The sequence below is a fragment of the Corynebacterium sp. 21KM1197 genome (assembly GCF_033783015.1).
Classification (GTDB): domain Bacteria; phylum Actinomycetota; class Actinomycetes; order Mycobacteriales; family Mycobacteriaceae; genus Corynebacterium.
On the sequence record NZ_CP123907.1, the window covers coordinates 991,537 to 1,004,906 of the forward strand.

The following is a 13,370-nucleotide window of genomic DNA, read 5'->3' on the forward strand; positions in this document are numbered from 1 at the left end:
GCTCTGGCTATCCTGGCAAACATGAGCCAAGATTCCGCTACCCCAGACCGGGCCGATAAGGCCGACGCAGACGATCTGGATATTCCCACCTTCAACCCCGCCACCGATGGCCCCACCGATCCCTACAAGAAGGTGGGGCGCGCGGCTCCCCAGGAGATCCCCCCGCGCGGGGCCGCGGAGGCCCCTCGGGGCGAGGAGAAGCCAAAGAAGCCCGCGGCGCCGGAGAAGAAGGCGCCCGAGCCCGCTAAGGAAGATAAGGAAAAGGATCGCAGCGCCCCGCTGCTTTCCGACGCCCCGACCACCACCATGGAGCGTCCCGCCGCCAAGCCCGTAGCGAACAAGTCCGCAGCGAAGAATGAGAAGAAGGAAAGAGAGACGGAGAAAAAGCCCCCGAAGGCCGCTCCGGTTCCCTCCGAGACTCTCACCGAGGACAAGGCCATGCCCACCCCGGCGGCCGCTTCTGCCGCGTCTGTTGCCGCATCCGCCTCCTCCACCACGCGCGTGGAGCGACCGCAGCAACCGGAGACGCGGGCTCAGGAGGCTCCTGCTTCTTCCCCCTCCGCACCCGCCTACGCCGGGGCGGCGGCCCCCGTGGTGGATAACGCGGAAGAGGAGGAGACCCCCGAGGTGCGGCGCGGCACCCTCGACTTCGGCCTGCTGATCCTGCGCCTTGGCCTGGGCGGCTGGTTGATCCTGCATTCCCTGAGCGTGTTCTTCCACCTGGGTGGTTCCGCAGGGCTTTCCGGGCTTGAGGCCCAGTACGCGGCCTATACTCAGCCCCAGGCGCTTGCCGTGGCGATCCCCGCCGCGAGCCTGGCCGCCGGTGTGTTCGTGCTTTTGGGCCTGATCACTCCGCTCTTTGCGGCGGCCGCCACCGTGGTCACGGGCTTCATGGCCGCCGATGCCCTGGCTCATTCCCATAGCGGCCTGGACGTGTTCTCCTGGCCGGATAACGTGTGGCTGTACATGGTTCTGGGCGCGGCCGCGATTGCCCTGCAATTCACCGGCCCCGGCCGGTACGCGCTGGACTTCTCGCGCGGCTGGGCGCGCCGCCCGCTGGCGAGCGCCTGGCTGGGCCTGGTTCTGGCCGCCGCGGGCCTGGGAGCCCTGTGGTGGTTCGGGGCCGGAATTAACCCGCTGGTGTAGCGGCGGGGGCCGTGGCCTTGGGCTGCGCCAGGGCCACGGCGCACAGAAAGAGCAGCGCCAGCCATACGAAGTCGGATACCAGGAAGCGCTGCCACAGGGAAAGATCGGCATAACTCACGCCATCGCCAAACCACCACTTGGGGGGATTGGTGACCACCATCAGCGTCCAGGTTCCCGTGACGATCCCCAGGAACCAGCGGTGGCGCAGGGGAGTGGCGCATAGGTGCCAGGTGGCCACCGGGAGGATCATGGCCAACCACACCCAGTGGTGGGACCAGGAGACGGGGGAGATCAGTAGCATGATGAGGGAGCCGATCAACCAGGCCTCGGTGGGGTGCTGCGCCTTGATGAGCCGCAGCATGATCCGGGAACCGGCCAGAATCACCAGGAGGGAGCCGCCCGCCCACAGCGCGGTGAGCAGCCCGTGGTGCTCCTGGGCCCAGGCCTCGGTGGGGGACCAGCGGGTGAGCATAGCCTGGATGGAGCTATTAGAGGTGTAGGTGGGGTCCACGCCAAAGTCCTCCCCAGACCCCATGCCCAGGAGCACGGAGCCAAAGTACTCTGTGGTGGAATCCCAGCGCACCAGTGCGCCTAGCCCCGTGGCAGCCACGGCGGAAAGGGCGGCGGTGATAATCGGGCGAATCTTCTTGCGCAGCAGGAAGTACAGCAGCATGGCCGCAGGGGTGATCTTGATGGCGATGGCAAGACCGATGAGCCAGCCCTGGGGCAGGCGACGCCGCCGGGGTACTAGGTCAAGCACCACCAGGGCCATGACGATGATGTTGATTTGGGCAAAGCCGTTATTGAGTTCCACCGGCTCGAAGCCCAGCACCGCGCCCCAGGCCACGGCGCTGAGCGGGAACACCCAGGAGGCGAGCGTGGTGGGCAGGATAGCGCGGAGCACCAGGTAGAGGCAGAGCAGCAGGAGCCCGTTGGAGAGGGCCATCATGATGTCCCCGGCGAGGTTATGGCTGAGCACGGGGAGGGAAAAGGGGGAGAGAGCCAGCGCCCCGAACGGGGGATAGATGAAGGGCAGCGCGGTATCGCCCGCCATCATGGGCACCGAGTACACCTCGCGCCCCTGGAGGAAGGCCCACACTCCCTCCCGGTAGATCACCATGTCCACGGGGAAGTCCGTGGCGGCGAACTGGCGGAACGTGGTGCCCACCCCCGCCGCGAGGCCAAGAACGATGAGCAGGGGGCGGAGAAAGGCGGGAAGCGGTGATGGCGGCGAGGGCAGCGAAGGCATAGTGGCGGCCATCTTACCGCTTATGATTAATCCACCTGACGTACAGCTCCCTTATCCGCGGAGGTGGCCATCGCGGCGTAGGCGCGCAGGGCCTTGGATACGGTGCGCTTGCGATCCACCGGGGTCCACGGCTTCTCCCGGGCCTCCATCGCGGCGCGGCGCTGCTCGATCACCTCGTCCGGGACGTCCAGGGTGAGCCTGCGCTTATGGACGTCGATGGTGATGATGTCTCCGTCCTCCACCAGGGCGATCAATCCGCCGTGGGCGGCCTCGGGGGACATGTGTCCCACGGAGAGGCCCGAGGTGCCGCCGGAGAAGCGGCCATCCGTGATCAGCGCGCACTTTTTACCCAGGCCCGCGCCCTTGAGGAAGGAGGTGGGGTGCAGCATCTCCTGCATTCCCGGCCCGCCGGAGGGGCCCTCGTAGCGGATCACCACCACCTCCCCGGCCTGTACCTGGCGGGTCAGGATGGTGGATACCGCCTGTTCCTGGCTTTCCACCACGCGGGCGGGCCCGGAGAAGTGCCAGAGTTCCTCATCAATACCGGCGGACTTGATCACCGCGCCATCGGGTGCGAGGTTGCCGCGCAGGATCACCAGGCCGCCGTCGGCGGTGTAGGCGTGGGGGACATCGCGGATACAGCCGTTTTCCGCGTCCATGTCTAGGGTGTCCCAGCGGTTGGACTGGGAGAACGCCTCGGTGGTGCGCACCCCGCCGGGGGCGGCGTGGAAGAGTTCCACGGCGGCGTCGATGGCCTTGCCGCCGCGCACGTCCCAGTCATCGAGCCATTCGTCCACGGATCCGTAGAGGGCGGTGTGGACGTCCTTTTCCAGCAGTCCCGCGCGGTGCAGTTCTCCCAGGATGGCGGGGATACCGCCGGCGCGGTGGACGTCCTCGATGTGGTAATCGGAGTTGGGGGACACCTTGGACACGCACGGGATCCGGTAGGAGAGTTCGTCGATGTCATCGAGGGTGAAGTCCACCTCGCCTTCCTGGGCGGCGGCCAGGGTGTGCAGCACGGTGTTGGTGGAGCCGCCCATCGCCATGTCCAGCGCCATCGCGTTATTAAAGGCCTGCTTGGTGGCGATGTTGCGCGGCAGCACGGAATCATCGCCTTCCCCGTAATAGCGGCGGCACATGTCCACGATCATGGCCCCGGCCTTTTCAAAGAGATCGCGGCGCGCGGTATGGGTGGCCAGGGTGGTGCCGTTGCCGGGCAGGGAAAGGCCCAGGGCCTCGGTGAGGCAGTTCATGGAGTTGGCGGTGAACATGCCGGAGCAGGAACCGCAGGTGGGGCAGGCGATGCTTTCGATCTTGCTCAGGTTGGCGTCGGAAACGTTTTCATCGGCGGAGGCGGTGATCGTGCTGATCAGGTCCGTGGGCGGGTGGGCCACGCCGTCGATCACCACGGCCTTACCGGCCTCCATCGGGCCGCCGGAGACAAAGATCGCCGGGATATTCAAGCGCATGGCGGCGTTGAGCATGCCGGGGGTGATCTTATCGCAGTTGGAAATGCACACCATCGCGTCCGCGGTGTGGGCATTGACCATGTACTCCACGGAATCCGCGATGATCTCGCGGCTGGGCAGGGAATACAGCATTCCGCCGTGGCCCATGGCGATGCCATCATCGACGGCGATGGTGTTGAACTCCTTGGGCACGCCTCCGGCGGCGCGCACCGCGTCCGCCACCACGTCGCCCACGTTCTTCAGGTGCACGTGGCCGGGCACAAACTGGGTGTAGGAGTTCACGATGGCCACGATGGGTTTGCCAAACTCGTGTTCCTTGGTGCCGGTGGCGCGCCAAAGGGCGCGGGCGCCGGAGGCATTGCGGCCGACGGTGGTGACTTTGGATCGCAGCGGGATCACGGGAAACTCCTCTTATGCGGAAACTGCGTGCTCACTGAATTCTTAACCCGGGGCCCGGTAGGGCGGGCGATGATATTTCAAGGGTCAGTGCTCAGATTGCTCTAGGCCTTCTTTGTTCATGGCGGCGTATTCCTCGCGGGTGATGAGGACGCGCTCGCCGTTGCGACGAACAATGGCTACCTTGTCGTCTACCGCCTCCCGGCCCACGGTGAGGGCGTCGGGAATGCGCCCGCCCGAGGCCTGTGCCAGCGCCGGGAGGGAATTGAAGCTCACCGCGGGGAGGGGAAACTGCTCCCCCTTGCGGGAGCGGGCAAAACTGGTGGAGCCCTTGAATCCAATGCCCTCGAAGTCCTCCCAGGCCACCGTGCGCGCGCCGCGGAAAGCATAGCGGGCGGTGATCCCCGAGGAATCCACGATGGTTCGGGCCCGCACCAGCCACCACAGATACAGGGCCGGGAGGATCAGGAACCCACCGAGGAGGGCGGGGGCGTGGCTGATGGGAATGAGCATCATGAGGGCCATGAAAATCACCACCGCCACATGAAAACGCTCCGGGCGGAACTGCGTGGCTGGTGGTGCTTCAGGACTCATGCCCCACATGGTAGCCAACGGCTGTGACATTGCTCAAAAAGGCCCAGGGCGGCTGCGGGGGCGTCGAAAAGCGCCTGCTTGACGACGTCCCCGTGGGGTCCTGCGGGGCAGCGCGCCTCACGGCACCCTGGGGCGGGGCGTAGAGGGCAGGCACAGTGAATAAAAAGAATGGCCTTGGTCACGTCATGGTGTATAGTGCTCACCATGCTGATTATTCGACCGATTCTTGTACCCGAGCGGCGCGTGCCGTAACGGCTGTTTTAGGTCGAAGAGCAGGCGCCCTCCGCAACACCCACCCACGGTGGATGCGCGAGGGCGTTTCGCATAATCGGCGGCACCCCACCCACGGGAGCCGCGCCACACTGCATAACCATTTTTGATTGAACCACTGATACACAAGGAGCCTGACACTCGTGAATGCGGAAGCAAAGCAACCTCCGCTGCCGTCCACGCTTGCTCGCAAGGCCGCAGCCGATCACTCGGCCCCGGAACGCATGAGCGGGGCCCAGGCGGTGGTGCGCTCGCTGGAAGAACTGGGGGCCGACGTGGTCTTTGGCCTTCCCGGCGGGGCCGTGTTGCCCCTGTATGACCCGCTGTATTCCTCCACCAAGGTGCGCCACGTGCTCATGCGCCACGAACAGGGCGCGGGCCATGCGGCGGAGGGATACGCACAGGTAACGGGCCGCGTGGGGGTGTGCATTGCCACTTCGGGGCCGGGGGCCACTAACCTGGTGACCCCGATCGCGGACGCCAATCTTGATTCCGTCCCCCTCGTGGCCATCACGGGCCAGGTGGGCAGCGGCCTGCTGGGCACGGACGCCTTCCAGGAGGCGGATATTCGCGGTATCACCATGCCGGTGACCAAGCACAACTTCATGGTCACCGATCCCCAGGACATCCCGCAGGCGCTCGCGGAGGCCTTTCACCTGGCCTCCACCGGCCGTCCGGGCCCGGTGTTGGTGGATATTCCCAAGGACGTGCAGGACGCACAGATGGACTTCTCCTGGCCGCCCACGATTGACCTGCCGGGTTACCGCCCGGTGACCAGCCCGCATTCCCGCCAGATCGCGCAGGCCGTGGAGCTGATCGCGCGCGCGGAAAAGCCGGTGCTCTACATCGGCGGCGGCGTGATCAAGGCAAATGCGGCAGCCGAGCTGCGCGAGTTCGCGGAGGCCGCCAATATCCCGGTGGTCACCACGCTCATGGCCCTGGGCTCCTTCCCGGAATCGCACCGCCTGCACATGGGTATGCCCGGCATGCACGGATCGGTGCCCGCCGTGGGGGCCTTGCAGCGCTCGGACCTGCTCATTGCCATCGGCACGCGCTTCGACGATCGCGTGACCGGCAAGGTGGATGCCTTTGCCCCCGAGGCCAAGGTGATTCACGCGGATATTGATCCGGCCGAGATCGGCAAGATCCGGGCCGTGGACGTGCCCATCGTGGGCGACGCCAAGGAGGTCCTGGCCGGACTTGTACGCGAGTACCGCTCCGCCGTGGATGGTGGGCTGGAGGGGCCGGATACTGCCTCGTGGCTGGCGTACCTGGACGATCTGTGCGAGCGCTTCCCGCGCGGCTACGAGGAGCCCTCGGACGGCCTGCTGGCGCCGCAGCGGGTGCTGGAGGCGCTGTCCAAGGAGGCCGGGCCGGAGGCTATTTATGCCGCCGGTGTGGGGCAGCACCAGATGTGGTCCGCGCAGTTCCTGGACTTTGAAAATCCCCGCACCTGGCTCAACTCCGGTGGCCTGGGCACGATGGGCTATGCGGTTCCGGCGGCCTTGGGAGCCAAGGCCGGTGCCCCGGAGGCGGAGGTGTGGGCCATCGACGGCGATGGCTGTTTCCAGATGACCAATCAGGAACTCACCACCGCGGCGGTGGAGGGCATGCCGATCAAGGTGGCTCTTATTAATAACGGCAACCTCGGCATGGTGCGCCAGTGGCAAACGCTCTTTTATGGCGGACGCTACTCCAACACCAAGTTGCGCGAGCAGAACGAGTACGTGCCGGACTTTGTGGCCCTGGCCGAGGCCCTGGGCTGTGCGGCGCGCCGGGTGACCACGGAGGAGGAGATTGTTCCGGCTATCCAGTGGGCGCGGGAGATCAATGATCGCCCCGTGGTGCTGGACTTCATCGTCGGCCAGGACGCGCAGGTCTGGCCGATGATCGCCTCGGGTTCCTCCAATTCGGAGATCCGCTATGCCCATGACCTGCGGCCGCTATTTGTTGAGGAGGAACAGGCGTAATGGCTCAACCGGATAAGACTCGCCATATCTTGAGCGTCCTGGTGCAGGACGTGGACGGTATCATCTCCCGCGTTTCGGGCATGTTTACCCGCCGCGGCTTCAACCTGGTATCCCTCGTCTCGGCTAAGACCTCCACGCCCGGAATCAACCGCATCACCATCGTGGTGGACGCGGACGAGGTGCGCATCGAGCAGATCTCCAAGCAGCTCAACAAGATCATTCAGGTGATCAAGGTGGTGCGCCTGGAGGAGGACGCCACGGTGGCCCGAGCCCTGCTGCTGGTCAAGGTGGACGTGACCAACCACACCCGCCCGCAGGTGGTGGACGCCGCCACGATCTTTAGGGCCCGCGTGGTGGACGTGGCCCCGGAATCCGTGGTCATCGAGGCCACGGGTATGCCGGGGAAGTTGCAGGCGCTTCTCGACGTCCTGGAGCCCTTTGGTATCCGGGAGATGCTGCAATCCGGGCAGATCGCGCTCAATCGCGGCCCGCGCACGCTCTCGCCCACGCCCTCCCGCTCCTGAGCTTGGGGCCGAGGCGAAAACCCTCACGCGTTTCACCTTGTGAGACGTGAGGGGAGGGTTCGTCTCATATAATGAAACAAAAATCGGGTAAGGTGACAAGAGGAACCTCCCGGTACTCCTTGAAGAAGAAAGGTGAGAGTCACTCTCATGGCTATTGAAGTTCTCTACGATGCTGATGCCGATCTGTCCATCATTCAGGGGCGCAAGGTGGCCGTTATCGGCTACGGCTCCCAGGGGCACGCGCACGCACAGAACCTGCGCGATTCCGGCGTGGAGGTGGTGATTGGCCTGCGCGAGGGCTCCCGCTCCGCGGACAAGGCCAGCGAGGCGGGCTTTGAGGTGAAGTCCAACGCCGAGGCCGCCGCCTGGGCGGACGTCATCATGATCCTGGCCCCCGATACCACGCAGGCCAGCCTGTTCACCGAGGAGATCGAGCCGAACCTCAAGGATGGGGACTCCATCTTCTTCGGCCACGGCCTGAACATTCACTTCAAGCTGATCGAGCCCCCGGCCAACGTCACCGTGGGTATGGTCGCCCCCAAGGGGCCGGGCCACCTGGTGCGCCGCACCTACGTGGACGGCAAGGGCGTGCCCTGCCTCATCGCGGTGGAGCAGGATCCCAAGGGTGAGGGGCGGGAGTTGGCGCTTTCCTATGCCGCGGCCATCGGTGGCGCTCGCGCGGGCGTCATTCCCACCACCTTCCGCGAGGAGACGGAGACGGATCTCTTTGGCGAGCAGGCCGTGCTCTGCGGTGGCGTGGAATCCCTCATTACCAGCGGATTCGAGGTGCTCACCGAGGCCGGTTACGCCCCGGAGATGGCATACTTCGAGTGCCTGCACGAGATGAAGCTCATCGTGGATCTCATCTACGAGGGCGGCCTGAAGAACATGAATTACTCCGTCTCCGATACCGCCGAGTACGGCGGCTACCTCTCCGGCCCGCGCGTGGTGGACGAGGGTGCCAAGGAGCGCATGCGCGAGGTGCTCAAGGACATTCAAGATGGCACCTTTGTCAAGGCCTTGATCGCCAACGTGGAGGGCGGTAACAAGGATCTGGAGGCCCGCCGCGAGAAGATCGCCCAGCACCCGATCGAGGAGACGGGCGCCAAGCTGCGCGACCTGATGAGCTGGGTCAAGACCCCGCTGAATGAGACTGCCTAAAAAGTATTCTCAAAAGGCTTTCAATAAGCCTCCCGGGGCGCTATGCTCGTGGTCATGAGCGATCATGGCCACGATCACAGCCACAGTCACGCCCCCACCTCGTTGAAGTCCCTGTTGGGGGTCATTGCCCTCACGGGGACTATCTTTTTTGCGGAACTCATCGCCGGTTTTATCTCCGGCTCGCTGGCGCTGCTATCGGATGCCATGCACATGCTCTCCGACTCCACCGGGCTGATCCTGGCCCTGCTGGCCATGCTGGTGGGGCGTCGCCCACCAAGCAACCGCGCCACCTTTGGTCACCGTCGAGTGGAGGTGCTGGCTGCGGCAATCAACGCGGTGGCGGTCACCCTCATCTCCGTGTGGATCGTGGTGGAGGCCCTGCGCCGTTTTGGTCAGGGCACGGAGATCGATACCTCCACGATGCTCGTGGTGGCGGTCATAGGCCTGATAGCCAACGGCATCTCCGCCATGATCCTCACCCGCCGCCAGCACGATAGCCTCAACATGAAGGGCGCGTACCTGCACGTGCTTTCCGATCTCCTGGGCTCGGTGGCGGTGATCGTGGCGGGCCTGATCATCAAGTTCACCGGCTTCGTGGCGGCCGATACCATCGCCTCCCTCATCATCGCGGCGCTGGTCATACCGCGCTCGGTGGCGCTTGCCCGAACCTCGGTGCGGGTGCTGCTCAACCAGGTGCCGGAGGGCGTCGATACGCAGGAGGTGGAGCGACGCCTGCGTGCGGTGCCGGGGGTGTGCGAGGTACACGACCTGCACCTGTGGTCCACGGACGGCAATGAGGCGCTGGTGACCTGTCACCTGGTGGTGCGCCGGGGAAGTTACTCCCAGGTGCTGGACGCGGCGCAGGCCACGCTGCGGGAGATGGGTATTGAGCACTCCACGATTCAGGTCGAAGAGCCTGGTCACAAGGGTCATGAGCAGGTATGCGGGCACTAGGATTGGCGCAGTACCATGGGCGGCATGGGATTTTCCACGCCGAGCTATGGCCTCACCGACCTCTTCGCCCGCATTGATCGCGGGGACATTCAGCTTCCCGATTTTCAGCGCGATTACGCCTGGGACGTAGATCGAATCCGATCGCTCATCGTCACCGTCCTGCGCGGTTACCCGGTGGGCTGCTTTATGGCGTTGGATACCCGCAATACCCCCATGCGCTTCCGCCCGCGTCCGATCGAGGGCGCACCGGACACCGGGAACGCGCCGGGAATGTTGCTTCTCGACGGCCAGCAGCGCCTGACCACCCTCTACCACAGCCTCCAGGGGGAGGGCTTTGTGCGCGGCGTGGACTTCCGTGGCCGCCCGGTGCGCAGGGCTTTTTATGTGGACGTGGACAAGGCCACCTCCGGGGATGTGCTGCCCGACGAGGCGGTGTTCGCGGTGGCGGAGGATGGCACCATCTGCTCGCACTTCGCCCCGGAGGAGGTGGGCGAGCAGTGCATTCCCGTGTCCACCCTGCTGGGCGCGGGGGCCACCGATAAACTCTTTGACCTCATTGATGGCGCGGACGAGTCCACCCGCGCGGCCGTCAAGGCCTTTTATCAGAAGATCGTCTACCCGCTCGCGGCGTACTCGGTGCCCATGATCCGCCTTTCGCGGGAAACCGCGCGCGCCGGGGTGGGCTCGATCTTCGCCCAGGCTAATTCCGCGGGCCTGCAAATGGACGTCTTTGAGCTGCTCACCGCCGTCTTTGCCACGGAGGACGAGCACTTTTCCCTGGCCCAGGACTGGGCGGATACGGAAAAGACCCTGCGCAAGTATCCGGCGCTCGATGGGATCGACCGCACGGCCTTCCTCACCGCCGTCTCGCTCCTGGCCACGGCGCGGCGCGGACACGCGGCGGGCAACCGCGAGGACATCCTGGCCCTCAACCTGGAGGAATACCGCAAGGCCGCGCACGATATTCGCATTACCCTGCGCGAGGCCGCCGAGTTTTTGATCCAGCGCTGCATTTTTGACCTCACCCAGGTGCCCTACGTGGCGCAGATCGTGCCGCTCTCGGTGATCCTCGCCCTGCTTTCCGATACCCCCGCCGCGCTGACCACCTCCAAGGCCTGGGATCGCCTGGATCGTTGGTTCTGGTCGGGCGTGCTGGGTGAACTGTACGGTTCCGCAGCCGTGATTAATCGCATGGCGCATGACGTGGATCAGGTCACCGCCTGGATTAGGGAGGAAACCACCCAGGAACCCAAGACGGTGCGCGATGCCGTGTTCCACGAGGAGCGGCTCTACACCGTGGGGGAGGATTCCGGCGTGTTCCATGGGATTTACGCCCTGTTGATGAGCCGGGGCGCGCGGGATTGGCGCACCTCGGCGCCCTTTGATCGCTGGACGTTCCGTGACCTCAATCCCACCTACGCGCAAATCTTCCCCGCGCAGTGGTGCCGGGATAACGGCGTGGCCGCACACCTGGCCGGTGGCGTGATTAACCGAACCCCCATGGGCAAGCGCACGGAGGTGGTGCTCGATGGCTTTAGTCCCGCGCGCTACCTGCCCCGGGTGCAGTCCAAGTCCCTGATGGAGGACGAGGAGTTCGATGCCGTCTTGGCCACCCACCACCTTGACCCGGAGCTGCTGTACGCGGGCCGTGCCCAGGAGTTCCTGGCCGATCGCGCCGAGCGCCTGCTGGGGTTGATTGCTCAGGCGATGGGCAAGGAGGTGCTCCGAGGCGAGGTGTTCCGAGACGGGGAAACGGAATTGGCTACGATGAGCGGGGAAGAGCGCTCGGAAGAAAACTAAGGAAAAAGGGGTTAGTTGAGTGAAGTTTCGTGGGACGCTAGGAATCCTCACCGCGGTGGGAATGAGCGCCGGATTATTGGTGGCCTGCTCCTCCGGTGAGGAGGAGCCTCCCGCCGAGCAGTCAAGCGCCGTGGATAGCGCGGCCGCGCCCGCGGACACCGTGGAGGCTGCCAAGGCGGAAAACCGCAACCGCCGCGTGGACGAGCGCTTTGGCGATCGCCCCCAGGTGCTCGCCGGGGAGGATCGCTCCGGGCTAGAGTCCTCACAACTTTTCTTTGATAAGTCCGAAACCGCCGTGGTGGTGGGTGGCGCGGAACCGCAGCGGCTTCGCGCGGTGTCCCTGGGCATGGCGGCGCACGCCCCGGTGCTCGGCCTGACCGAGGACAACGCGGAGCAGGTGAAAAAGGAGCTTTCGCGCCTGGGGGCCGTCACGGTGCTCACGGTGGGGGACGTGCGGCTTGACGACGCCCCGGAGGGCATCGAGTTCGTGCACGATCCCGGTGGAGCCGAGGCGCTGAGCGCCCTGACCTCCCTGCACTTCGAGCAATCGGCGGTGGCCGCCCCGCAGGACATGGCCAAGGCTGTGGCGGACTTCAACCCCTCGGAGCCCGCCGAGCTGGTGGCCGAGTGGTTGGTGGCCCAAAAGGGCGCTGAGAGCTCTGAGGATGAGGCCGCCGAGGCTGTCGAGGGAGAAGCGGCCGCGTCGACCGAGTCAGAGGCACAGGACAAGGAGATCGGCAGTTTCCCCGTGCAGAGCGCCCGCGACGGTGCTACCGCGCCCGTGGTGGTGGCTTCCCCGCAATCCCCGATCCTGGACGTGGCCAATGCTCGCGCCTACGGCGCGCAGGTGCGCATGATGGATTATCCCGATCCGCGCGTGAGCGAGGAGGCCACCAAGATGGTGGCGGGCCTGGAGGATCGTTCCGTGGTGGCTCTGGGAGCCGGGTTTGGCACCGGGGAGCAATTCGCGGAGAAGATCAACCTGGCCCAGACCGTGACCACGGAACTACCCGGCGGCGGCACGATGGTGTTCCCCGGTCGCCGCATGATCGCGCTGTACGGGCACCCCTCCGGGGGCGCGCTGGGCGTGATGGGGGAGCAGGACCCCGAGGGGTCGGTGGCCTACGTGCGGGACCTGGTGGCGCAGTACCAGGAACTCAATCCCGCCGAGCCGGTGATCCCGGCCTTTGAGATCATCGCCACCGTGGCCTCGGAGTTCCCCGGCGAGGACGGGGATTACTCCAATGAGGCCACTCCGGAGGAACTGCTGCCCTACATCGACGCCATCGTGGACGCCGGGGGGTACGCCGTGCTGGACCTGCAACCCGGGCGGGCGAACTTCCTGGATCAGGCCAAGCGCTACGAGGAACTGCTCAAGCGCCCCAACGTGGGCCTGGCGCTGGACCCCGAGTGGCGGATTGGCCAGGACGAGCAGCCGCTGACTCGCGTGGGCAGCGTGGAGGCGGAGGAGGTCAATGAGGTGGCCGATTGGTTGGCCGATCTGACCAAGGAAAATAACCTGCCGCAGAAGGCCCTGGTGCTCCACCAGTTCCAGCTCCAAATGCTGCGCGATCGGGAGAACATTCGCACCGATCACCCGGAATTGGCCTATGTTCTGCACGCGGACGGTCACGGGGTATCGGAGGAGAAGTTCGATACCTGGAACGTCATGCGCCAGGATCTTGGCCCCGGCTGGTTCATGGCGTGGAAGAACTTTTTTGATGAGGACACCCCCATGTTCACCCCGGAGCAGACCTACGCGGTGGACCCGCGCCCCTGGTTCGTTTCCTACCAGTGAATAGAAAATAGGACACGGTGATGGGCGCGTCGTAGAATA

At 65.3% G+C, this 13,370-nt stretch carries 10 protein-coding genes; 7 read left to right on the forward strand and 3 right to left on the reverse strand.

Translation table 11 applies throughout. The features are described 5' to 3' along the window. Positions 1 to 21: 21 nt before the first annotated feature. Positions 22 to 1,146, forward strand: a complete 1,125-nt coding sequence (locus OLW90_RS04855; RefSeq protein ID WP_319651626.1) for a DoxX family membrane protein — start codon at positions 22 to 24, stop codon at positions 1,144 to 1,146. Here OLW90_RS04855 and OLW90_RS04860 read toward each other — a convergent pair. The 3 genes from OLW90_RS04860 to OLW90_RS04870 all read right to left on the reverse strand — a co-directional run bounded on the left by OLW90_RS04860 (position 1,130) and on the right by OLW90_RS04870 (position 4,854). Continuing rightward, a complete protein-coding gene (locus OLW90_RS04860; RefSeq protein ID WP_319651627.1) occupies positions 1,130 to 2,395 on the reverse strand; it encodes a glycosyltransferase family 87 protein in 1,266 nt (421 codons plus the stop codon). The two genes, OLW90_RS04855 and OLW90_RS04860, sit on opposite strands and share 17 nt — an antisense overlap. A gap of 26 nt (positions 2,396 to 2,421) precedes the next feature. Beyond that, positions 2,422 to 4,263, reverse strand: a complete 1,842-nt coding sequence (gene ilvD, locus OLW90_RS04865) for a dihydroxy-acid dehydratase (RefSeq protein WP_319651628.1) — start codon at positions 4,261 to 4,263, stop codon at positions 2,422 to 2,424. A gap of 84 nt (positions 4,264 to 4,347) precedes the next feature. Further along, a complete protein-coding gene (locus tag OLW90_RS04870; RefSeq protein WP_319651629.1) occupies positions 4,348 to 4,854 on the reverse strand; it encodes a PH domain-containing protein in 507 nt (168 codons plus the stop codon). Between the two features lie 413 nt (positions 4,855 to 5,267). Here OLW90_RS04870 and OLW90_RS04875 point away from each other — a divergent pair, with 413 nt between their 5' ends. The 6 genes from OLW90_RS04875 to OLW90_RS04900 all read left to right on the forward strand — a co-directional run bounded on the left by OLW90_RS04875 (position 5,268) and on the right by OLW90_RS04900 (position 13,331). Then, positions 5,268 to 7,094, forward strand: coding sequence for an acetolactate synthase large subunit (locus OLW90_RS04875; protein WP_319651630.1), 1,827 nt, complete (start codon positions 5,268 to 5,270; stop codon positions 7,092 to 7,094). Next, complete coding sequence (ilvN, locus tag OLW90_RS04880; RefSeq protein ID WP_319651631.1) at positions 7,094 to 7,618, forward strand: acetolactate synthase small subunit; 525 nt, start codon at positions 7,094 to 7,096, stop codon at positions 7,616 to 7,618. Before OLW90_RS04875 ends, ilvN begins: the two co-directional genes overlap by 1 nt. Before the next feature lie 147 nt (positions 7,619 to 7,765). Further along, a complete protein-coding gene (ilvC, locus tag OLW90_RS04885; RefSeq protein WP_319651632.1) occupies positions 7,766 to 8,779 on the forward strand; it encodes a ketol-acid reductoisomerase in 1,014 nt (337 codons plus the stop codon). A gap of 54 nt (positions 8,780 to 8,833) precedes the next feature. Beyond that, entirely contained in the window at positions 8,834 to 9,733 is a 900-nt protein-coding gene (locus OLW90_RS04890) for a cation diffusion facilitator family transporter (protein ID WP_319651633.1), read from the forward strand. A 24-nt stretch (positions 9,734 to 9,757) separates the two neighbouring features. Beyond that, the gene (locus OLW90_RS04895; protein WP_319651634.1) at positions 9,758 to 11,533 is read left to right on the forward strand and encodes a DUF262 domain-containing protein; all 1,776 of its coding nucleotides are present in this window, start codon (positions 9,758 to 9,760) and stop codon (positions 11,531 to 11,533) included. Between the two features lie 19 nt (positions 11,534 to 11,552). Continuing rightward, positions 11,553 to 13,331 (forward strand): MBL fold metallo-hydrolase, encoded by a 1,779-nt coding sequence (locus tag OLW90_RS04900; protein ID WP_319651635.1) that lies wholly within the window; start codon positions 11,553 to 11,555, stop codon positions 13,329 to 13,331. Positions 13,332 to 13,370: the final 39 nt, after the last annotated feature.